The sequence below is a fragment of the Actinomycetota bacterium genome (assembly GCA_018334075.1).
In the GTDB taxonomy this organism is placed as follows: Bacteria; Actinomycetota; Coriobacteriia; order Anaerosomatales; family UBA912; genus JAGXSC01.
In genome coordinates, this window is the sequence record JAGXSC010000044.1 from 169,613 (window position 1) to 190,686 (window position 21,074).

The window sequence follows — 21,074 nt, forward strand, 5'->3', positions numbered from 1 at the left end:
GCCTTCTATCGCGTTGCGGTCAAGATTCTCTTGAGTGTGTCAATCTCCTCGAGAGCAAGTGCCGAGCCATCGACAACATTAGCAAGGGCATTTTCCGATACATATACAGGCATCCCGGTCTCATGCTTCAGGCGCTCATCGAGACCTTTCAACAAGGCCCCTCCGCCGGTCAGAACGATTCCGTACTCCATCAAATCACTTGCAAGTTCAGGTGGCGTCTGTTCCAGAGTGTTCTTCACGGCCGCTATAATTGCCGATAGGGGCTCCTCTAGGGCATCTCGAATCTCTTCCGATTCCATAGTCAGATTTCTCGGAAGTCCGGTTAGAAGGTCTCGGCCACGAACCTCGACGTCCACTTCCTCCAGAAGGGGCCAGGCGCTACCGATTTCAAACTTTACTTCTTCTGCCGTTCTCTCACCGATCAAAACGTTATAGGTTTTCTTCACATGATTGATGATCGCCTCGTCGAACTCATCTCCGGCGATCCTGATAGATTGCGCCACCACGATTCCGCCCAGGGAGATGACAGCTACCTCAGTAGTTCCTCCGCCGATATCTACGACCATATTGCCTGCAGGCTCCTGGATCGGCAGTCCGGCGCCTATCGCCGCAGCCATCGGTTCTTCGATCAAGAAAGCCTGGCGGGCGCCGGCTTGCATAGTTGCCTCAAATACTGCGCGCTTTTCAACCTCGGTTACCCCTGAAGGGACACAAACAACCACACGTGGTTTGGGTTGCCACGGAAATCGCTTTACCCTCGATTGGTTTATGAAGTATCGAAGCATGGCTTCGGTCACCTCAAAGTCAGCGATAACCCCATCCTTTAGCGGTCGTATTGCCACAATGCTGCCTGGAGTTCTTCCGAGCATGCGCTTGGCTTCCATTCCAACAGCCAACACTCGCTTGGTGTCCTTTTCGACTGCAACCACGGAAGGTTCGATAAGTACTATGCCTCGCCCCCTGACCGACACAAGCGTGTTTGCAGTTCCAAGATCTACGGCCATGTCGCCGCCTATGGAGTTAAAAAAAATATCGATAAGCGACACAGCCGCTTCCTTTCCACCAACAAATAAATAGTGCAACGCAGCGATTAGTGTAGCACAGGGAGCAGCAGGGATCGGACAACGATGCGTCAACATATCGCAGGTAGACGACATTGACTAGAGGAAAAGGGGTACTTACATCAAACCAAGGTCTTTCAGGCTCGCATAATTTCCAGCATTACCAATCACGACATGATCGAGAACCTCAATCCCAATCAGATCACCCGCGCTCACCAGTCTCTTGGTCAATTGAATGTCCGCACCAGATGGAGTGGGATCTCCGCTCGGATGATTATGGACAACAACTATTGAGGCAGCGGAAACCCTAAGGGCGTCTTTGAATAGCTCTCTGGGATGAACTATCGATGCATTGAGGCTGCCTACCGATACCTCTAACGTTTTCAGCAGATGATTTTTTGTCGAGAGGGCCAAAGTCCAGAAGCGCTCTCTGTCGCTGCCCATAAACTGTGGCCAACACAGATCAAACACGTCTTTTGGGGTAGAAATTATTGGCTTGGCCGGAGATCTCCACATACCTGTTCGCCGAGTGATCTCCAGGCACGCCAGTAATCGAGCGGCCCTGGCGGGACCAACGCCCGGAAGAGAGATAAGATCCGGAGCTCTTACCTGCCACAGCATATCGGGAGTTGGGCAAATTTCCATCACTACATCACGTATACATTGATCAGGAACACCCAAGACCACCGAGAGTAGCCCAGCGTCACTGACTGCTTCCGGACGATCCTCCAAAAGATAGCGAGCAGGAGATGACTCCCCCCATGCCAAACGTGGCCCCATGCACCCACTCCGATCCGCGAATCTACGTGCCTGCTAACGACAGTGAGGGAACGCGGGAGAGAATGGAGCGAGAGGCTACTCCGATCACCAGACCCGAAATCAAAGCTAGCGCGAGTGCCCAAGGAGCCAACGCAAGCACCGAAATCGAGCCTGTCAGGATAGACACAACGACAAGCTGCGTAACAAGATGTGCAACCGAACCGCCAACCGACCAACCCACAACTGAAAAATGCCTACCGAGAAATCGCAAGCCGATCATGGCCACTAACGCAGCAGCGGCGCCCGCAAACGACAATATAAGCGCGGGTCCACCAAAGGTGCCTACAGCCAAAGAAACAATCAGTACTCGCGACAGGGAGACGATTACCGCACCTTTAGGACCCAAGTAAGAAAGCGCTATAAGAACCGCTATGTTTGCAAGGCCAATCCGTATGCCCGGGAATACGCCGGAAGGAATGAGTGTTGACTCGACATAGCCCAATACAGAGGCTGCTGCAGTCAGCAAAGCAGTCAAAACTGTCGGGGTAGAAGCCCTAGCGCGAAATGACATCGTAGTCACTGCTTGCTCCTGATACGTATGCGATGATCCCGTTAGGGGCGCAAACTACCGGTCTTCCTGGTCCAACTGGGCCGGAAGCCAGGCAAACACCATCGGGACATGACGCTTTGACAGGGTGAAGGGCGCCGCCTCGAACTTCAAACACCACTGTTCCGATCTGGCCCTGAACCGAAATGGGTGAGTCTGCTGCAGACAGGGAAATTCGGGTCTTGCCATAGGGGCCAATGACAGAGACGTACTCCTTGGACCCCGCAGTTGCCCAGCTCGTGCCGACCAACTGCAGGATAATTGCGACTGCAACTATAGCGCCTGACAGTATCCAATCCCATTTGGTCACTGTTCGACCTCAATAGTTGATGACACCGTGAATCCATCTACATCAGGACCACGCCCATCGGTATCTTGGGCGTGGGCGGCAAGCATAGAGCCTCGTCCCGTCAGGTCGATACACTTTTGCGGACAAACACTTACGCAAGCCCGACAACCAGTGCACTTGTCATAATCGATGACAGCACAAAGATCGACGACGGTTATCGCATCGTCCGGACATGCCTTCTCGCACTTTTTACAAGCAATGCAACAGGCAGAACAATAAGCCCTTCGATCCCGAACCTTATCCTTCGAGCAACACCTCACGACGACAGGGGCTTCGGCGGATACCATCGTCAACAAACCCAATTTACTACGAGGGCACTGACTGATACACACCTCACAGCCTGTACATTTTTCCAAATCAATTATTGGTAAGCGCCGCTTCCCAACCTCAATGGCCCCGAATGGGCACGCTCGAGCGCAGTCCCCATAGCCCAAACAACCGCTCGAGCATTCGAGATCGCCTCCCGCAACTCTGACTACAGCGCTGCATGAAAGTAAGCCGCTATACTCGAAGCGACGAGAAGCGGCAACTCCCCCTCCACACGCTCGAACGCTAGCCAAAGATTGGATCTCACACCTGTCGACTCCAAGTGCCGTTGCAACGGCATCTGCGACAGGCTGTCCCCCGGCTGTGCATAAAGTCACAGCAGCATCAGACTGGACCAGCTTCTCTGCCGCCGTAAAGCATGATGGATTTCCGCAAGCTCCACAGTTTGCACCAGGCAAAACAGACAAAACGCCCTCTATCCGAGGATCGACTTCCACTGCAAATCGCCTGGAAGCCACCACCAACAACACGGCCGCTATCATGCCGATAAGGCTCAGGGCCGCAACTGCTTTCAGTACAAGAAACGGATCCATTACCATCCTTACGGTCAGAGGCCAAACAGACCAGCGAGGCCAACATACCCGATAGATAGAAGGCCAGCGGTTATAAACGAAATCGGTGTTCCTCGCATGCTCGCAGGAACAGGAGCGATCTCAAGCCGTTCCCTCAGCGCAGAAAAGGTTATGAGCGCAAAACCGAATCCTAGCGAGACGCCGAGTGTATACACAAGAACCTCAGGAAAACTGAATGTATAGTCCAGGTTCATCTTGAAAAAGCCTGGGCGGACCGCTTCTGTAGCAGTGGCCAGAACCGCGCAGTTAGTCGTAATAAGTGGAAGGAATATGCCAAGGCCGCGATAGAGAGAGGGGCTGACCTTTCTCAAATAGAGCTCGACAAACTGAACCAGTGATGCGATTACCAATATGAACGCCGGAATGTAAAGAAAGTTTCCGACGCCCAGAGGAACCAACACCCAATTCCAGAAAACCCACGTAGCTGAAGACGCTAGCATCATGACAAAGATGACGGCGCCAGCCATCCCGATAGACGTACTAAATGAGCCAGAAACCCCGAAAAACGGGCATAGTCCGATAAATCGAGTCAACAGAATGTTGTTCACAAGTGCTCCGCCGACTAAAAGAAGCGCAAAGTGCGATAGCGTTTCCATTATTTCTTCCCCCCGATCTCCATAGTGCAACTCGGTAGAGGCTGAGTGATCCGAGAGGTTGTACGACGGTTAATCGCAGACATTATGGCAATAATAAATCCGAAGATAATGAAGGCGCCCGGGAAGAGCATAAGGATTCCAGGGGCTCGATACCATCCCGGCATCTCGAGAATGGGATATCCCATGAAGATAATCTGACCACTACCAAACAGCTCACGAATGGCGGCAAGTATCACGATGACTATGGCAAAACCCAAACCCATGCCAAGTCCATCGGCAAACGCCAGGCGTGGCGGATTATTGTATGCAAAAGCCTCTGCACGTCCCAAAATCAGGCAATTCACAACTATCAGAGGAATCCATACTCCCAAGAAACGATATATTTCCGGCAAAAAAGCATGCATCGTCAAGTCGACCACAGTCACAAATGTCGCTATGACCACAATAAAGACAGGTATCCTTACCGCCGTGGGAACAAAGTACCTCATTAGCGAGACGATAATACTTGAAGCAATGGTCACAAATATAACTGCGAGTCCCATGAACATTGCGCCGTCAACCTTTGTGGAGACCGCAAGCGTTGCGCATAGCCCTATCATGAGAACGGTCAGGGGATTGTCGATGGCCAGACCACGCCTGAAAACCGCCAGCCACTCACTCATTGCTCCTCACCATCCCCACTATCTATCTCAGCCAATAACTCTTCGTATATACGAGAAACGGCTACAACACCTGCCCTAATGGCATCCGCAGATTTAGTCGCGCCTGTGATGGTGTCATATCCCCGAACCGCCGTTTGAATTTCCAAAGCCTCCCAGCCAATGAACTGCTGCAAGAACCACGGCTCGGTAATGATCTTTGTTCCAAGACCGGGAGTCTCGTCATGTGTGATGATATTAACCCCTGCAACTTTCCCATCTCTATCTAATCCCACAATCATCTCTATCGGTCCGCCATAGCCTCTAGGAGCACATCTGACTGCGTAACCTATGAATGCATCATTGGCGTCGAACGCACTCCATACACCAGCAACCGAGACGTCACCGGCGACCTCAGCAGCGCGATCTAGGTCGATATCCTCTAGTCGCTCAAAGCGAGCGCCTTCCGTAAGGACAGCGGTCAAGGCGCGGCGTTCCATCTCTCTTTCCTGTGCCGCAATCCTCTCGCGAGTCGCCTCGTATGTGAAGGTCAGGGCGGTAGCCGATATCAGGCAAGTTAAAAATACCGTCAGCACCATGCGAAACGGGGTCGACGGCGCTCTATCCATCACTCTTCCTCCATCCAAAGACTCTTGGAGCTGTAACTTTATCGATAAGCGGGACAAGCCCGTTCATGAACAGTATCGCGAAGGTTGTCGCTTCTGGTCCCGGGCCAAACGTTCTCGCGACAATGTTTATAAGCCCGCATCCGCAGCCAAAGATGAAGCGGCCGGTTTTAGTCATAGGTGAAGTCACATAGTCGGTTGCCATAAAGAATGCGCCAAGCATGATACCGCCGGCCAGGATAGTAAATATGGGATCGATCCCAAAAAGCCAGGACAGTGCGCCCACTGTGCCCAGGTAGCCTAGGGGAATTCTCCAATCGATAATTTTTAGCGCAATGAGCATCAATCCGCCAAGCAACAAAAGCGCTCCGGATATCTCACCCAAAGAACCCTCAAGATTCAAGAAAAGCAGCGGGAGGTACTGGGCTTGCAGATCAAAGCCGTATGCTCCCTCCGCAGCCCTGTCAGTGGCCGCAATCGCAAGTCGTGTCGCACCCGTAATGGCATCCAGTCCTTCTGGTGCGGGAAGATCGATACCCCGAAACCAGCCGCCTGGAACCGGTTGCTCGGAGAGCACCCCGGCCCATGAAATGGCGATAAAGGCCCTGCCGACAAGCGCAGGATTAAAGAGATTCCACCCGAGTCCGCCAAAGATCATCTTTCCAAGACCGATCGAAACGATACCTCCAGCCACGGCAACCCACAAAGGAGTGTGTGGAGGAAGCGCTAAGGCAAGTAACAGGCCGGTAAGTAGCGCGCTTCCGTCGGAGATAGTCTGAGACCTCTTCGCAACAATATTCCAAAGTGCCTCTGTTCCAACGGTAGAACCTATGCAGGCAACAAGCAGGCCCACCGCAACCATTCCCATGTTCCAGATCGCCCAGGCTGTAACAGGCAACAAGGCGGCTATCACCAGCAACATTATTCGGCTACAACTATTCTTCGCGCTTATATGGGGCGAGGAAGAAAGCTGGTAGCCTTTGCGGGTCGAGTTTTCATTCATGCCCTGGATCCCTTGAGCAGTAATGCCTGTTTTGCAGAGCGTATCAACTGCAACAAAGGCCTGTTTGTGGGGCACACAAAATCACAGCAGCCACACTCGATACAGCTAAGTGCGTGATACTTCTCAGTGCTATCCCAATCGCCTCTGTTTGCGTGCAAGCCGATAGCGTATGGCTCCAAAGACATAGGGCACGCATCGACACAGCTCGCGCATCTAATGCATGGTTGATCGCCCATGACCGCTGGTGCTGTCTCATTTTGCGTCAGGGCCACAATGCCGGAAGTGCCCTTCACCACACCAACCTCGAAATCCGCAAGTCCGGTTCCAGTCATGGGACCGCCCGCCACCAACCTGCTTACGTTTGGGCCCAGGCCCCCCGCGGCCTCAAGAAGATGTGAAACCGGCGTCCCTAGCAGAGTAAGAAAGTTCGATGGTTTATTGACTTGGCCGGTAACGGTAATCACTCGCTCCATCAGCGGTTTTCCGCGATCCACAGCATCGGCGATCGCAGCTGCAGTCTGAACATTGTGCACAAGTACTCCAATGGCCGAGGGCAACTTACCGTGCGGAACCTCTTTACCCAGCGCCGAGAGTATCAGCTGTTTCTCTGCGCCCTGCGGGTACTTTGTCTCAAAAACATGTACCTCGACATCGTCACCACTTGCCTTTTGTATGGCCTTGATGGCTTTGTGTTTGTTACTTTCGATACCCACGATAAGTCGCTTTGCACCGACCGCGTCACGGACCATACGGCCGCCGGCCAATATCCTTTCCGGCTCCTCCTGCATTAACCTGTCGTCGCAAGTAAGGTAGGGCTCACACTCACACCCGTTGAGGATCACCGTATGAATCGAGCCGTGCTGCGCATGCAGCTTCACGCTCGAAGGAAAAGCTCCTCCGCCTAAACCTGATATACCCGCCCTGCGAACGATTTCGGAAAGACTTTCGGCAGGTGGTATTCGAACATGTGTTGAGGGATCCTGTGTTTCGTCAGGAGCAATTTCAACGACATCTCCAATTGCACCAGAGATCAATCGCGTACGGCGAATGGCGATGACCTCGCCGTTGACCGGCGAGTGAACCGGGGCGGAGATCGTCGCTTCAACATCCCCTACTACTTGACCGCGTTCAACCCTTTCTCCAGGCACAACGGCAGGTGCGCAGGGGGCGCCTACGTGCTGGACCATAGGGAGAAGCAGGCGCTTTGGAAGTCCAGCCCTAACTATAGGCGAACTGCAGGCAATCTCTTTATTGGGCGGGGGATGCGCCCCGCCGGCGAATCTGCCTAATGCCACCTTAGCCCCTATTAACGACGACTGATGCTAGCCGAAAAATATACCTATCTCCCTGCTCGCTGCTTCAGGAGAATCAGATCCGTGCACGACATTTGCGTCAACCTCAAGGCCAAAGTCACCTCGGATCGTACCGGGAGCAGCGTCTCTAGGGTTCGTCGCTCCCATCAACTTACGACAAACCATTACGGCGTCCGGACCCGATAGAACCATCTTTACAACCGGACCTGAGGTGATGTAGTCGATAAGCCCTGGATAGAATGGCTTGCCCTCATGCTCTGCATAATTGGTCTGAGCCTGTTCGACGGAAACAACATCCAACTCCAGCTTCTCGATTCTAAGACCCGTGTTCTCAAAGCGCTGAATGATGTGGGACACAAGGCCCCTTTCAACAGCGTCGGGTTTGATCATAATAAAAGTTCTCTGATTCAATTGTGTTTCCTTTCAGCAATGTGTTCAAACTACAACAGACGAACAACTTACCCTATTCCGAAGAATCCTGAGGGGTTCTCCAATAACTGGTGATCCCACTGGCCTTCCACCCAACTCCCTCGCGAGTCAACGCGATGTCATAGCGCAGCGGAGTACCGCCACCCTTGGGTGTCACTAGTATCCTGACCGAAGACACTCCCGCTGCACGGTCAATACCTTCGATAGTGTACTCCTCTATCGGCGGAATTTTTGCCATCTCCGCATCAACATCTCCGCTAGGAACAGCCACCCAATATCCTTCAACCTCTTCACCCTCGGCTCTTGCCGATAGCATCCCGCTAACGGTCATCTCCTGCGTAGGAAATCCGTATCCGGCAAAGTAGAGTGCCGCGACGGCTCCGACAACAAAGATCAAAAGTGATGCGATCATTGCCACACGGCGCCAGGGATTACGGCCCGCGCCACGCTCAATTCGCTCCCGCCGCGAAGTCTCCTTGTCGATCGCCTTCATCTCCTCTTCGGTACGCGTGAAAAATGCGGATACAGAGACGTCCTCAACCGGAGGCATCTCACCCGTCTGCCAACCCTCGATCGTTTCAGAAGGAGCGGTGGCTGCCTCGGCGATAGCCAGGCGAGACTCTTCCAGAGCCTTTGCCGCGCTTGGGGATAGCGTATGGCCATGAAGCTCGATGGCCTTCTCGAACGCCCGGATAGCGTCCGCATGTTGTGAAAGCGCCGAGAAAGCGATGCCGAGATTCGCTAGCGCCCTCCCGCGATTGGCGTAACTCTCAAATCCCAAAGCCGCCTTATAGGCTTCAACTGCATCCGCCGGGCGCCCAAGGGACATAAAGCACAAGCCGAGGTTGTTCAGCGCTTTCCCGGGATCCGGGTTATCCGAGTCCAGAGCAGCCTGGCGGTAGGCGCCGGCTGCGTCACTGATGCGCCCCATCTCCAATAGCGCCCCTGCAAGTCCTAGCAAAGCCCGATACTGTCTATCGTATCCGGGATCTTGAAGCGCCTCCTCATAGCAGTGCGCAGCGGCAGCGTAATCGCCTAAGGCAGAGTGGGCTGCGGCCAGGTTGGCAAGTACCGAGCCTCGCTTGTCGTAAAGCTCGTCTTTCAGCGCATGCCCATAGATGGTAAGGGCGTCGCTGTACCTGCGTAGCCGGAAAAGGGAGTTCCCGGCCATGTGGTAAGCACTGCCATTGCCTTCCACACCCTTTCCGGCGGCCGCAAGAAAACCCTTAGCGGCTGCGCGAAAGTCTCCGCTTTCATAAGCACGTAAAGCTTCCTTATAACGAGCTTCGTCCACAATCGCTCCTACTGCTGATTGGCGTTTTCGATGACCACGGAGCGCTTGACATCACCTGGCGTAATCGCCCGCACAACGTCCATGCCCTCTATAACCTGACCGAAGACCGTGTACTGTCCATCAAGAAACGGCTGGGGGCCTAAGCAGATAAAAAACTGTGATCCGGCAGAATTTGGATCTGTGGCGCGCGCCATGGAGACCGTTCCGTCCAAATGCTGCAATTCGTTGAACTCAGCAGCAAGAAGGTAGCCAGGTCCGCCCGAACCTACTCTCGGATCATCGGTTCTGGAAAGCGGGTCGCCGCCTTGAATAACAAAGCCCGGTTCAACCCGGTGAAACTTGGTGCCGTCATAAAATCCCTGAAGGGCCAGTTCGATAAATGACGCAACGTGATTTGGCGCCTCGTTCGGATGAAACTTGAACCTTATGACGCCCTTATCGGTTGTAATCACTGCGATTTCATTGCCGTTTGGTTGATATGTCGCTACATGCAAGGGTTTCTCCTCTTCAATTGGGGGTGCGACAGCTTGCTCGTTGGGAACCGGGAGATCGTTTGATGGTGCGCTGGCACAACCCTGCAACAGCAACGCCGCCGCAAGTATGACAAGGATAAACGTGGCCGACAACAAACGTGCTGCTCTCAAGTGCACTGAAACGACTCCTTTCCCGCATCGCCCAATCTGGGGCAAGCGTCACTTTCAATCCATTCTAGCAATGTGTACCTCTCACAATAAGAATTATGTTGTAATGGAGTTCATTATGAAGCAACACGGATTGGGGAATATGCTTATCTGGTAGACGAACGCACCCGATGCACCGGCCGCAAGGAGGAGATGTACTTGGGATCACCAGCCACCGAAAAGGTACGAAACGTCGTTTTGCTCGGCCACGGCCAATCAGGCAAAACATCACTCGCCGAGGCAATGCTACATCTAGCCGGCGTCACGAAGAGGTTGGGCAGCGTTGATTCCGGTAACTCCAACCTGGACTTCGATACCGAGGAAGTTCGAAGAAAGCTCTCCATCAACCTGGCCCTTGCCCCCTTCGTTCACAAGGGAGTCAAGGTCAACATAATCGACACCCCTGGTTATGCAGATTTCATCGGCGATGCAATCGCTGGGATAGAAGCCGCGGAGATGGCTCTTTTTGTGATTGATGCAGTCGCAGGGCCACAAGTCCAAACGGAACGCCTATGGCATATAGCCTCCGATATGGGTATCGCCAAAGCGGTCTTCATCAGCAGGATGGATAAGGACAACGCTGATTTCGCTGAGGCGCTCTCGGCGATCGAATCAAAATTTGGCCATCGGGTTGGCGCGGTCCAGATTCCCATCGGGCAGGCCTCGGATTTCTATGGCGTAATCGATGTGATCCGTATGAAGGCATACCATCACGAAAGCGATAAAGAGGAGATTACCGAGATACCCGCCGAGTACGTCGAAAGAGCAGAAGCGGCCAGGGACAAGCTGTGTGAGCTCGTGGCCGAGGCCGATGATGAGCTGATGGAAAAGTATCTCGAAGGAAACAGGTTGAGCCAGGAAGAGCTCGAAACGCTGCTGGACAAAGCTATCGCTCAGGGGATATTCATCCCAGTTTTCGTCGGGTCTGCGCTTACCCTGCAGGGAATAGAAGATCTGATGGACGAGATCGTTACCTTCTTTCCCCCACCAACCGCGCACGGGCCGCTACATACCATCGACGGCCGAGAGATTCCTGTGTGCTCGGAGGGCGAGGTCACCGCACACGTATTCAAATCACTTTCCGACCCCTATGTTGGCAGGCTCTCCATGCTCAAGGTAGTGTCGGGCACACTTTCGCCTGGAATAGAGCTTGTCAACCCAAGGACCGGAAAAAAAGAGAGGATCGCCCATATCTTCAACATGACGGGTAAGGAAACTGTCGAGATCGATTGCGCGAATGCTGGAGACATAGCTGTATTGACCAAGCTTTCGGATGTGCTGACCAACGACACTCTTTCCACGTCCGGATCGCTATCGTTCACCCCGCTACCCATACCGGAACCCTTGTACCCGGTAGCGCTTGTCGCCAAGACAAAAGCCGATGAAGACAAGCTTGGAACGGCGCTTCGTAGCATAGTCGACGAGGATCCCGCATTGCGGCTTGTCAGAAACGAGGAAACACGACAGACCCTCATCTACGCCTTCGGAGCGACAGCGGTCGACATCTTGCTGCACCGTCTTCGCGATCGCTACCATACGGAAGCGGAGTTGAACGAGCTTCGGATCCCATATCGCGAAACGATCCGCAAAAGCTCACAAGCTCAAGGGCGTCACAAGAAACAGACGGGCGGATCGGGTCAGTTCGGCGATTGCTGGCTCAGGCTGGACCCCAATCCAGGCGGAGGCTATGAGTTCGTCGACGAGATTGTCGGCGGACGCATACCTAGGCAGTTTATTCCGGCGGTAGATAAAGGAGTTCAAGCCGCGATGGCAGAAGGTATCATCGCGGGCTATCCCGTTGTAGATGTAAAGGTCGCTGTCTACGATGGCAGCTACCACAGTGTCGACTCAAACGAGATGGCGTTTCGCACAGCAGGTCGAATCGGATTCAGGGCTGCGGCCGCAAAAGCTGACATGGTGCTTCTCGAGCCTATCGCCACCCTCGAAATCATCGTCCCTGACGATTATTCTGGCGCAGTTATGGGCGACATATCATCGATGAGAGGGCGCATTTTGGGCATGGACTCCCCTCGCACCGGATATCAGTCGATCAAGGCACAGGCACCGTTCGCCGAAGTGGCGCACTACTCTCAGCAGCTTCGGTCGATCACTAGCGGCACAGGAGAATACTCGGTAACGATCGACTCCTACGAGCAGGTGCCGCATGAAATTGCGGCGAAGATCATCGAAAAATACGAGAAAGAACGAGCCGAAGGACATTAGCTTGTGGCGCCCTCTGCAGGACTCGAACCTGCGGCCTTCTGCTCCGGAGGCAGACGCTCTATCCGCTGAGCTAAGAGGGCGTGATGCGCGAAATGCTCACGCAGAGTATCATACACGTCTGTGGCGTTCCACCCTTGACTGCAGGGACGCCCACTTGAGTTCTCGTCTGGCTGGTGCTTGATCACAAGGAGTGCTACTTGCAAGTAAACCGGATGCTACTAATCGTCAATCCCGTGGCTCGGCATGGCAAATCTGGCCAAATGCTTCCAGTAATCCGGAGGCTCCTGCATCACCAGCCACACGAAATTGTGCTCACTAACCAAATGGGTCACGCTTTCGAAATCGCCAGCCAATCTTCGAAGTATGATCTGGTGGTCGCGGCAGGCGGAGACGGAACGGTCCACGAGGTTCTCAATGGACTCATGTCGATACCGGAAGAAGAGCGTCCAGTACTTGGAGTGCTTCCTACCGGATCCGGCAACGACACATGCCGAACGCTTGGTGTTCCATTCGACCTTTCCGAAGCCATAATGGTATTGGCCACGGGGCGAACCAGGCGCTTTGACATAGGGGTGTGCAATGGCGTCCACTTCAACAACAGTTTCGCGGCAGGCTTTGACGCCAAAGTAACCGCGAAAGCTGTAGAACTCAAAACCACCACACAGCTATCCGGAATCTCTCTGTATCTTACCGCACTTCTAAACACGGTCTTCCGAGATCTGCAAAGCTTCAAGATGCGTATAACCTTCGACGAACAAGCCCCCGTCGAAACCGAAAAACTAATCATTGCAGTAACCAACGGGCCAACTTATGGAGGCGGCTTTCGCATAACACCTGACGCCTCCCCCTTTGATGGCGTTTTCGATGTATGCACAATCGACCCCCTCTCTCTCTCCCAAACGCTCATGCGCCTGCCCTTCGTGATCTTCGGCAAACATGTCAACATGAAACCAGTAAAGATGAGTCGACATACCTCCGTGCTAATCGAAAGTGAGACGCCGCTACCCGCTCAAATCGATGGCGAAGTCTTTCTCGAAGATCGCTACGAGATACGTATTCTGCCGGCCGCCATAGAGTGCATGGTTCCCAAGGAAAGCAAATGACCCCAGATACGCAACTTGTGACCCTGGTATTAGTAACGCCGGTACTGGCGTATCTGATCGGAAGTATTCCTTTTGCATATCTTATTGTCCGAAGAGTGACCGGGACGGACATCTCCGATCACGGGAGCGGAAACGTTGGCGCCATGAACGTCCGTCGCTCCACCGGATCCTGGAGCTGGTTTACGGTTGCGATGGTCTCGGATGCGCTAAAAGGTTTCGTACCCGTGGTCTTTGCAAAGTTCGCAGTATTAGTCCTCGCACCCAGCAGGAGTTCGTTCTTTGGGCCCTGGAGCGCACAGTTCGATGTGATCACCGCCGATTTCGCAAGCCTTCAAGCTCCAATTCCCCTATTAGCGTTTCTTATTCCCATGCTCGCCGTCGCCTCTTCAGTTTTAGGCCACAACTACTCCTTCTGGATGGCCGTGATGAGGCGGCGCTTTGCGCGCACCGGCAAGGGCCTGGCTACGGGGGGTGGCGCGTTGCTCGCTTATGATTGGCGCTATTTCGCAGCAGCGCTCATTATCGGCTTAGCTATGATCGCGATAACCAGGTACATGATGGCAGGCCAAGTTGCAGCGGCTATAACAGTTCCCGCAACCGCTTTACTGCTTCACTCACCCGACTGGCCATTTGCGCTCTTTGTAGGGGCAGTCGTGTACATCGCCCACCATAGGCGGTTCATGGGGTTACTCAAAGGTGGCGAGCCGAAGTTATATGTCAACGACTCGATGGGGCCCAGAGGTTAGCGGTAAGGTTAGTGTGCGGATTACATTGTGATCGCGGCGCTCGGGCACGCGTCAACACAAATCTCGCACTCGGTACAGTCTTCCTCGCGAGCCAGAACAGCAACTGCGGCCATGTCGTAACATCCCATCGGGCACTCATCGACACAAATCCCACATGCGGTGCAAAGAGCTGAGTCCACAACCGGAATTGCCATTTTGAGCTTCCCCTTTCGCTTGGTAACTGTAGTGAAAAAGTCAGAGCATAATACCATGACTCACTAGAGCATGTCTCTGAAAAGCCGAGGATCGAAAAAGCAGTAGGGATAGTTCCTGTCGCCTAGCACCTTCATGTGCTGCAAACGCGACTCAAGCTCGGCCACCCTTCGGGCGAGCAAAGCCTCAACCGGCTGTAGTCTTGCGGCTATCTCACTGTTCAGTTCTTTGAGAGCCCTGCCGTACATCGCTTTATTTGCTCCAGCTTCCTGAATAGCATCAACCATATCCATTTTTTTCTGCACGAGCGCGCGAAGGTCATGAGAATCGCTCGCGCTCAAACCATAGTCAACCTCAATACCGCTTTCAGGGTGATGGCGGAAACGCTTCAGCGCAGTCTTTGCCTGGGCAAGCTGCTCTGTGACTGCCTGAAAGTCATCAACAAGGGTCACATTCGCATCGACAGAAACCACCACGAACTCCGGAGGCTCTATCCCGTAATACCGAATCATCAGTCTATCGGCAATCTGGTCATAGCGATCTCCGCCAGTACCATGAACAAAAAGATCGGCAAGGAACATCCGAGCAAAAATCGTCAGGGCAAGGGCCTTAGGCGCCAGGGGTATCGAAAGCAGCAGCCTGGATATCTCTCCAACATCAGATGACTCGCTTGCGATGAGTTCGTCTCCGGCGAAAAGGTGCACGCGGCTGTCGGCTTTTCTGGAGAAAACTGGAAGACGTTTTCCGTCTTTGAGGATCCAGAAAGGTAGTTCATATAAATCGCCGGCCCTTTTCAAATCAGGCAAAGGCTGTGCGGCCGAGCGCAGACCGTGCGATGCCCGATACGCCGCAAGCTCGGCGTTATATGCAGTCAGATATCGATCGGCTGAGGCGATTATGTCAGCGGCATATACCCGAAAAGAGCTCGTCTCCGTCCACATGGTAACCGGCAATTCGAGATAGTTGTTGCCCGAAGCGATCTCGTATCGGCGTCGAGCGAAGGTCATAAGCTCGGCAAGGTTGTTGGCCAGCCCCGCCGAGTCAAGCAACGCACGCCTGAAAGCTCGGAAACTCTCTCTCCAGGCAAGATCGGGCAAGATCGAAAGCGCCTCATCAATATCGACACAGTAGCTCTCCAGCACACCTGGCTCGGGTACCAAAGATGCCGCGAAATATTCGGCGGAAGGGCGGCTTTCCAATCTCAGGACATCGAGACCGACCGCTTGACCGTCAATCACTTTTGGGACTTGCACCGAGACTCCGGAAAATCTGTCGGTATCGACGACTATATCGATGGCGAGCGCACTGTAGCGCGTCGCGAATGCCTGGATCATGAAAACCTTGGACCATATCCCCGGATGATAGAGCTCCGGGGCTGCTCCACACATTATTACCAGCTCATTTGTCGCCTTGTCCCCAGGATCAACAAGAGGAACACCCATTCGGCGAGAAAACTCATAGGCCAGCACTACGCTCTCTTCGCGTACCAGTTTTCGGATTTCGCCGATTGGGACATCGGCGATGCGAGTCTGCCACCTTTGAGCAAGGCGCATGTTTTTCTCGGCGAGGAGGATCCAGCTATCAAAAGCTGGCTGGATAACAGCTTTCGGAAGAAGCGCGGATTGTTTATCAGCCTTTCGCACCTCAGCCCGCCCCTCAAATTACGGAAGCAATGTCACGCAAACCCACGCTCTCAATCGCATAAAACGGCTCTCCGGCCTCAACTCCGATAAGGCTTCCCCACATTCTTGCACCACTTTCCATCTGCGCGAGTAGAGACCTGCTCAATGGATTGGATTCAAACTGTGACTTATATGAGGCAAGCGCTTCCATTTTGACGGCAAGGAACCCCGTTACGTCATGGATGAAAGATGGTTGCTCGATCAGTTTTAGGTGCACTGCCCTGTAGCGATATACGCTCGGCGGATAGAACGGCTCTCCGCGCATAGTAGTTTTGGTGAACTTCGCCCAGAAACGGGCCGCCAGACAAATATCGGAAGCCGCAACGTGATCCGGATGAGCGTCCTCCGGGTAAGGAACAAAGATGCGCTGTGGCCTTAACTCCCGAAGAATCTCCGCCAGCTGATATCGAGCTTCTACCGTATCGAAAAGCTCACGGTTTGGAAGATCCATGGTGATTCTGGCCGCGCCGAGAACAGCGGCGGCCTGAAGAGATTCCACCAGGCGCAATTCACGAGTCCCGAAAGGCGTAGGCTCCCCGTCGGTAAGATCAACGATAGTCACACTCAAACCTTGGGCGACAAGCTTCGCAATGGTGGCACCCATGCCAATCTCAACGTCATCGGGGTGCGCGCCTATGCATACGATGTCACTCATACTCCACCTCCCTCGGCAAGCGCACTTCTCCAGACGCGCATGTAGTACTCGAAGCGTACCTCAGGATCGTCCAGCGCTGGCCCGAAGCTTCTGTTGTAGTCATGATATATCCGCTCAACCGGTGATTCGACCACAATCAGGCCTCGATTGTAAGCTTTTGCCCAAACTTCCAAGGGAAAGCCATATCCTGTTTCTTTCCAGACAAATCCGCTGATAGCGGCCAACCGATAAGCCTTGAATCCGCAAAACGAATCCGTAAGTGACCAGCCCGTTACCCGATTGACTTCGCGTGTGACTCTTACGTTGATTTCACTTCTTGAGGCAGGAGCCCTTCCTATCTCCCTGCTCTCTGGCAGATACCTGCTACCAGAGATGATATCCGCCCCTTGTGAGAGAAGAGAAAAGAAATCGGGTATGTGCGCCGGTTCATGCTGGCCGTCGCAATCCATGGTGATCAACTCGGAAACTCCTCGGCGAGAGGCAAAGGTGAACCCGACTGATAACGCGGCGCCGTAGCCGGCGTTGACTGAATTTGAGATCACCGTAACATCGGCCCGAGCAGCCAACACCTCACCCGTGTCATCGGTGGAGCCGTCATCGACGACCAGAATCTCGCCAGAGAACTGCCGGCGGACAGAGTCCAGGACGAAGCCGAGGGTCGAGGCTTCGTTGTAAACAGGCAGCAATATCGCACGACTCATAGTGCAAAGACCCGTGCTTTCTAGCTATCAGCCGAGTGCCGCGGCGCTGGCGCCTCGCGAACCGAAAAGGATGTTGTAAGCTTCACGTCGGAGGAGAGCATGCCAGCCACCGAGCAGTATTTTTCAATAGAAAGCTCGATAGCTCTCGCCACTGCATCTGGTGAGACCTGATAGCCAGTCACAGTATAGTCAACGTTAATGTGTGTATAGATTCTCGGGAACTCCTCGGCCCGCTGCTCCCCCTCAACCCTTACCTCAATATCCCTTACGTCCTGTCGCTTCTTTTCGAGAATGGAGACGATGTCCATCGCGCTGCACCCTGCAAGAGCGGAGAGAAACACCTGCAGTGGCCTCATTCCGGCGCTTTCGCCCTTGAATTCGGGCATGGCATCCATTACCACGGTATGGCCCGCCTCGTCCCAGGCTACAAACTGTCGATTTGCGCTCCATCTAACTTGAATCTGATCCATTAGACCTCCACGAGGTTAGATTGCTCATACGGCACAACACTATAGCGAGCATAACCGATGCGCTTTACAGTTTACGCCCAACCATTCCTGCGAGTTCCCGCGGATTCTGCGCCTTGCTTATCGCCTCTTCGAAGGTGATTTTTCCGGATTGGAGCAGAGTTTTTAGATGCTGGTCCAGGGTCTGCATCCCGAGGGAGCCTCCACCTTGGATGATGGTAGCCATTTGGTGGGTCTTGCCCTCCCTAATGAGATTGCGTATGGCGGGGATACCCAACATGATCTCCATCGCCATGACCCTGCTTCGCCCGTCGGTGTGCCTGAGAAGGACTTGTGAGAGAACACCTTCGAGCGTGTTAGACAGCTGCATTCGGACCTGTTGTTGCTGGTGAGGAGGGAACACATCGATAATTCTATCGATGGTCTCAGGCCCTCCCGTAGTATGCAGGGTGGCCAAAACCAGATGTCCGGTCTCTGCAGCGGTAATCGCGGCTGAGATGGTTTCCAGGTCTCGCATCTCTCCTACCAGGATAACATCCGGATCTTGACGCAAAACCCGCTTGAGAGCTGCGGCAAAAGAGTGCGTATCCTCGCCGATCTCGCGCTGGTTGACGTACGCTTTTTTGTTCCTATGCATGAATTCTATTGGATCTTCCAGAGTAATGATGTGTAGCGGGCGACTTGCATTTATGTGATCAATTACAGCCGCAAGAGTTGTAGATTTTCCAGAGCCCGTAGGGCCTGTAACCAGAACTAAGCCTCGTGGTCTCTCGGCAAGGAATCTCGCGACCTTTGGCAAAGCGAGTTCATCGATGGTCGGAATCAAAAGCGGAATGACTCGAAATACAGCACCGATCGAATTGCGCTGCTGAAAAACGTTGGCTCTAAAGCGTGAGACCCCGGGAATGCTGTAAGCGAAATCCAGTTCAAGCTCAGTCTCGAAACGCCTGCGTTGCTCCTCAGAGAGCAATCCCATAATCATGGCTTGAGCATCGCGAGGGGTGAGCGGGCGAGAGTTTTCCACAGGGACCAGCTCTCCACGCATGCGAATTCCCGGTGGACTACCCACCGTGATGTGCAAGTCCGAACCTCCACGTTCAAGCATCAAACGCAAGAGGTCATCGACGTGAAACTCACTGACGCTTGCAGCAGGAGGCGAAGCGGGTTGTGACACCGCGGGCTGAGGGGCACTCTGCGCAGGAGCGGAAACCACGGGTTGAGGCATCCCGGAGCCAAACTGAGCTGGCGGTGGTGACCCAACCGAAGCTGCTTGCGGTGCATGATGCGAGGAAGCCGGGGTCACCACGCTCGCGGGTTCAGCGACTCCGGTGCTGGCATGTGAGACAGGAGCTGCGGCACCGGCTAGCGCTAGAACCTTTGAGACAATCGCGTCAAGCGAACCTTCGGAGTGCAGGTGCGCAACCGCTCCTGCCTGTCTGGCCATAAGCGCTGAAGCTTCACCTGGCTGCCTCGATACTATGATCACTTGCGAGTTAGAGTGTGGGCCTGACTTGATTTGTTTGGTTAGCGAATAGCCATCCATCCCCTCGAGATCTGCGTCGACCAAGATGATCGATGGGCGATGCGACTCGATCAGCCCGAGCGCTCGGGGACCCGACAAAACACTGGAGACCTCAATATCGGAGCCAGCAGCACGTAGCCCTTCTCTGATCCCCTCAGTAAGCTTGACGTCCTCATGAACCACTAGAATCCTGTTAGCCAATTTCGCCTACTCCTCTACATGTGAGATTACAGTTTAGAACCGCAGGTGGCGGGATTCCATTTCTATCGGCTAGCATCTCTTTTTACTGTAACAGTTTCAGACAAAGTTACCTCAAGCCCGCTGATGTTGCATTATGATGTCACTTACCAAAAACGAGAGGTTTACTGAGATAAAACCTTCATCTCCCACTATACCCAAATGCCAGTATTTCGGCGTCTGCCTTGGTTGCCAATCGCAAGATATCGACTACGGAACCCAACTCAAGGCAAAAACAGACGCCGTTGTCGGCGTCATGGCAGATAGCGGAGTGGCAAAACACGGGCTTGTCACCGATTGCCTTCCCTCTCCAAATGAGTACGGCTATAGAAACTGCCTTGACCTTGCTATAACACAAGATGACAACGGCAAAGTCCGGGTGGGGATCCATAGCGCACACGCTCACTACGCCGATATCTTGCCTGTCGAAGCCTGCGCTCTGCTCCCGGTCCGTGTTGCCGGACTGCCAAAATCCATCGGGGGAGCTCTTGGGTATCTATTCGGAGCCAATCGGGATTTGCCAGTAGACAGGGTGCGGATTCGAGTGTCGAAGCATCGCAGCAATCTGGATATATCACTTTGGACCGGACCAATGGCTTTTCCTCGGCATATGGTGGCAAAGACTCTCGCCTCGGCGACCAAAGCGAGCTCCATCACTCGCGTTATCTTCAGCGAGTCCTCATCAGCTCAAAAGGTTGCGGGCGTAGAGCACCTTGCCGGTCAAAATTCCTGGGTGGAAAGAATTGGTGGGGTCTCCTTTTTTGTGACATCGGTCTCGCCCTTCCCCCACAACACTGCGGTGGCGGAGATAATGCTTGAGAAGGCAAAAGAAATCACGAATATCTCTCGAAATGATCGTCTTCTTGAATTGAATCCCGGCGCGATAGCATTTTCGATCCCAATGTCATTTTCCGCGGGAGAATCGATTGTCGTCGAATCTCGTCGTTTTGCCCTGACGGATATCGCAAGAAGTGCCGAGGCAGCGGGCGCTCCTTTAGAGATAGTGCCCGGGGACATTGAGCACAGTCTTGAGCCTGCTGGTGATTTCGATGTGGTGATCGCTCACCTCCCAGATAGGGATAGGGCACTAAGCCCTCAGGCGTGGGCGCGCATCATGGGAACACGCCCCAGGTTACTGCTGTATCGCACAAACCAGCTATCATTTTTGAGCAAGGATATCGGGCTTATCACCCGCTCCGGATACATCCTCGAAAAGGTGATGCCCTTCGACGTATCTCCTCACACATCAAACCTCGAAGTTCTGGCGCTATTCCAGCGAATGTGAAACTGGC

At 53.7% G+C, this 21,074-nt stretch carries 23 protein-coding genes and 1 tRNA gene; 4 read left to right on the forward strand and 20 right to left on the reverse strand.

The window, feature by feature from the left end; translation table 11 throughout:
• Positions 1 to 5: 5 nt before the first annotated feature.
• The 13 genes from KGZ89_05965 to KGZ89_06025 all read right to left on the reverse strand — a co-directional run bounded on the left by KGZ89_05965 (position 6) and on the right by KGZ89_06025 (position 10,068).
• Complete coding sequence (locus KGZ89_05965; protein ID MBS3974397.1) at positions 6 to 1,139, reverse strand: rod shape-determining protein; 1,134 nt, start codon at positions 1,137 to 1,139, stop codon at positions 6 to 8.
• 39 nt (positions 1,140 to 1,178) lie between these two features.
• Positions 1,179 to 1,841, reverse strand: a complete 663-nt coding sequence (radC, locus tag KGZ89_05970; protein ID MBS3974398.1) for a DNA repair protein RadC — start codon at positions 1,839 to 1,841, stop codon at positions 1,179 to 1,181.
• A 22-nt stretch (positions 1,842 to 1,863) separates the two neighbouring features.
• Positions 1,864 to 2,391, reverse strand: a complete 528-nt coding sequence (locus KGZ89_05975; protein MBS3974399.1) for a Gx transporter family protein — start codon at positions 2,389 to 2,391, stop codon at positions 1,864 to 1,866.
• The gene (locus tag KGZ89_05980) at positions 2,375 to 2,737 is read right to left on the reverse strand and encodes a NusG domain II-containing protein (protein ID MBS3974400.1); all 363 of its coding nucleotides are present in this window, start codon (positions 2,735 to 2,737) and stop codon (positions 2,375 to 2,377) included. The genes KGZ89_05975 and KGZ89_05980 overlap by 17 nt, the downstream gene beginning before the upstream one ends.
• Positions 2,734 to 3,636, reverse strand: a complete 903-nt coding sequence (locus tag KGZ89_05985) for an RnfABCDGE type electron transport complex subunit B (protein ID MBS3974401.1) — start codon at positions 3,634 to 3,636, stop codon at positions 2,734 to 2,736. The genes KGZ89_05980 and KGZ89_05985 overlap by 4 nt, the downstream gene beginning before the upstream one ends.
• A 14-nt stretch (positions 3,637 to 3,650) precedes the next feature.
• On the reverse strand, positions 3,651 to 4,271 hold the full coding sequence (locus KGZ89_05990) for an electron transport complex subunit RsxA (GenBank protein ID MBS3974402.1): 621 nt from the start codon (positions 4,269 to 4,271) through the stop codon (positions 3,651 to 3,653).
• Complete coding sequence (gene rsxE, locus KGZ89_05995; GenBank protein MBS3974403.1) at positions 4,271 to 4,933, reverse strand: electron transport complex subunit RsxE; 663 nt, start codon at positions 4,931 to 4,933, stop codon at positions 4,271 to 4,273. Before rsxE ends, KGZ89_05990 begins: the two co-directional genes overlap by 1 nt.
• Entirely contained in the window at positions 4,930 to 5,541 is a 612-nt protein-coding gene (locus tag KGZ89_06000) for an RnfABCDGE type electron transport complex subunit G (GenBank protein MBS3974404.1), read from the reverse strand. Before KGZ89_06000 ends, rsxE begins: the two co-directional genes overlap by 4 nt.
• Entirely contained in the window at positions 5,531 to 6,538 is a 1,008-nt protein-coding gene (locus KGZ89_06005) for an RnfABCDGE type electron transport complex subunit D (GenBank protein MBS3974405.1), read from the reverse strand. The genes KGZ89_06000 and KGZ89_06005 overlap by 11 nt, the downstream gene beginning before the upstream one ends.
• Positions 6,535 to 7,833, reverse strand: a complete 1,299-nt coding sequence (rsxC, locus tag KGZ89_06010; protein ID MBS3974406.1) for an electron transport complex subunit RsxC — start codon at positions 7,831 to 7,833, stop codon at positions 6,535 to 6,537. Before rsxC ends, KGZ89_06005 begins: the two co-directional genes overlap by 4 nt.
• A 27-nt stretch (positions 7,834 to 7,860) precedes the next feature.
• The gene (ndk, locus tag KGZ89_06015) at positions 7,861 to 8,241 is read right to left on the reverse strand and encodes a nucleoside-diphosphate kinase (GenBank protein ID MBS3974407.1); all 381 of its coding nucleotides are present in this window, start codon (positions 8,239 to 8,241) and stop codon (positions 7,861 to 7,863) included.
• A gap of 73 nt (positions 8,242 to 8,314) precedes the next feature.
• Positions 8,315 to 9,574, reverse strand: a complete 1,260-nt coding sequence (locus KGZ89_06020; GenBank protein ID MBS3974408.1) for a tetratricopeptide repeat protein — start codon at positions 9,572 to 9,574, stop codon at positions 8,315 to 8,317.
• Positions 9,575 to 9,582: 8 nt separating this feature from the next.
• A complete protein-coding gene (locus tag KGZ89_06025; GenBank protein ID MBS3974409.1) occupies positions 9,583 to 10,068 on the reverse strand; it encodes a peptidylprolyl isomerase in 486 nt (161 codons plus the stop codon).
• 345 nt (positions 10,069 to 10,413) lie between these two features.
• On the opposite strand from KGZ89_06025, the gene KGZ89_06030 reads away from it, so the two are divergent.
• Entirely contained in the window at positions 10,414 to 12,477 is a 2,064-nt protein-coding gene (locus tag KGZ89_06030; GenBank protein ID MBS3974410.1) for an elongation factor G, read from the forward strand.
• 4 nt (positions 12,478 to 12,481) lie between these two features.
• Here KGZ89_06030 and KGZ89_06035 read toward each other — a convergent pair.
• Positions 12,482 to 12,557, reverse strand: a tRNA-Arg gene (locus KGZ89_06035).
• Between the two features lie 117 nt (positions 12,558 to 12,674).
• Here KGZ89_06035 and KGZ89_06040 point away from each other — a divergent pair.
• A complete protein-coding gene (locus tag KGZ89_06040) occupies positions 12,675 to 13,580 on the forward strand; it encodes a diacylglycerol kinase family lipid kinase (GenBank protein MBS3974411.1) in 906 nt (301 codons plus the stop codon).
• Positions 13,577 to 14,326, forward strand: coding sequence for a glycerol-3-phosphate acyltransferase (locus KGZ89_06045; GenBank protein ID MBS3974412.1), 750 nt, complete (start codon positions 13,577 to 13,579; stop codon positions 14,324 to 14,326). The genes KGZ89_06040 and KGZ89_06045 overlap by 4 nt, the downstream gene beginning before the upstream one ends.
• Before the next feature lie 20 nt (positions 14,327 to 14,346).
• Here KGZ89_06045 and KGZ89_06050 read toward each other — a convergent pair whose 3' ends face one another.
• The 6 genes from KGZ89_06050 to KGZ89_06075 form a co-directional block, all read right to left on the reverse strand.
• Positions 14,347 to 14,520, reverse strand: coding sequence for a 4Fe-4S binding protein (locus KGZ89_06050; GenBank protein ID MBS3974413.1), 174 nt, complete (start codon positions 14,518 to 14,520; stop codon positions 14,347 to 14,349).
• 63 nt (positions 14,521 to 14,583) lie between these two features.
• A complete protein-coding gene (locus KGZ89_06055; protein MBS3974414.1) occupies positions 14,584 to 16,161 on the reverse strand; it encodes a hypothetical protein in 1,578 nt (525 codons plus the stop codon).
• A gap of 13 nt (positions 16,162 to 16,174) precedes the next feature.
• Complete coding sequence (locus tag KGZ89_06060) at positions 16,175 to 16,855, reverse strand: PIG-L family deacetylase (GenBank protein ID MBS3974415.1); 681 nt, start codon at positions 16,853 to 16,855, stop codon at positions 16,175 to 16,177.
• Complete coding sequence (locus KGZ89_06065; protein MBS3974416.1) at positions 16,852 to 17,556, reverse strand: glycosyltransferase family 2 protein; 705 nt, start codon at positions 17,554 to 17,556, stop codon at positions 16,852 to 16,854. Before KGZ89_06065 ends, KGZ89_06060 begins: the two co-directional genes overlap by 4 nt.
• A gap of 20 nt (positions 17,557 to 17,576) precedes the next feature.
• Positions 17,577 to 18,026 carry an OsmC family protein gene (locus KGZ89_06070; protein MBS3974417.1) on the reverse strand — a complete coding sequence of 150 codons (450 nt, stop codon included), beginning with the start codon at positions 18,024 to 18,026 and terminating at the stop codon, positions 17,577 to 17,579.
• A 64-nt stretch (positions 18,027 to 18,090) separates the two neighbouring features.
• Positions 18,091 to 19,746 carry a PilT/PilU family type 4a pilus ATPase gene (locus KGZ89_06075; GenBank protein MBS3974418.1) on the reverse strand — a complete coding sequence of 552 codons (1,656 nt, stop codon included), beginning with the start codon at positions 19,744 to 19,746 and terminating at the stop codon, positions 18,091 to 18,093.
• Between the two features lie 133 nt (positions 19,747 to 19,879).
• Here KGZ89_06075 and KGZ89_06080 point away from each other — a divergent pair, with 133 nt between their 5' ends.
• A complete protein-coding gene (locus KGZ89_06080; protein ID MBS3974419.1) occupies positions 19,880 to 21,067 on the forward strand; it encodes a hypothetical protein in 1,188 nt (395 codons plus the stop codon).
• The last annotated feature ends 7 nt before the right edge of the window (positions 21,068 to 21,074 follow it).

Coding starts and splice junctions, on each gene's coding strand:
- KGZ89_05965 (MBS3974397.1), bottom strand. CDS start 1,139: ATGTTGACGCATCGTTGTCCGATCCCTGCTGCTCCCTGTGCTACACTA.
- radC (MBS3974398.1), bottom strand. CDS start 1,841: ATGGGGCCACGTTTGGCATGGGGGGAGTCATCTCCTGCTCGCTATCTT.
- KGZ89_05975 (MBS3974399.1), bottom strand. CDS start 2,391: ATGTCATTTCGCGCTAGGGCTTCTACCCCGACAGTTTTGACTGCTTTG.
- KGZ89_05985 (MBS3974401.1), bottom strand. CDS start 3,636: ATGGATCCGTTTCTTGTACTGAAAGCAGTTGCGGCCCTGAGCCTTATC.
- KGZ89_05990 (MBS3974402.1), bottom strand. CDS start 4,271: ATGGAAACGCTATCGCACTTTGCGCTTCTTTTAGTCGGCGGAGCACTT.
- rsxE (MBS3974403.1), bottom strand. CDS start 4,933: ATGAGTGAGTGGCTGGCGGTTTTCAGGCGTGGTCTGGCCATCGACAAT.
- KGZ89_06005 (MBS3974405.1), bottom strand. CDS start 6,538: ATGAATGAAAACTCGACCCGCAAAGGCTACCAGCTTTCTTCCTCGCCC.
- ndk (MBS3974407.1), bottom strand. CDS start 8,241: ATGATCAAACCCGACGCTGTTGAAAGGGGCCTTGTGTCCCACATCATT.
- KGZ89_06045 (MBS3974412.1), top strand. CDS start 13,577: ATGACCCCAGATACGCAACTTGTGACCCTGGTATTAGTAACGCCGGTA.
- KGZ89_06050 (MBS3974413.1), bottom strand. CDS start 14,520: ATGGCAATTCCGGTTGTGGACTCAGCTCTTTGCACCGCATGTGGGATT.
- KGZ89_06060 (MBS3974415.1), bottom strand. CDS start 16,855: ATGAGTGACATCGTATGCATAGGCGCGCACCCCGATGACGTTGAGATT.
- KGZ89_06065 (MBS3974416.1), bottom strand. CDS start 17,556: ATGAGTCGTGCGATATTGCTGCCTGTTTACAACGAAGCCTCGACCCTC.
- KGZ89_06070 (MBS3974417.1), bottom strand. CDS start 18,026: ATGGATCAGATTCAAGTTAGATGGAGCGCAAATCGACAGTTTGTAGCC.
- KGZ89_06080 (MBS3974419.1), top strand. CDS start 19,880: ATGATGTCACTTACCAAAAACGAGAGGTTTACTGAGATAAAACCTTCA.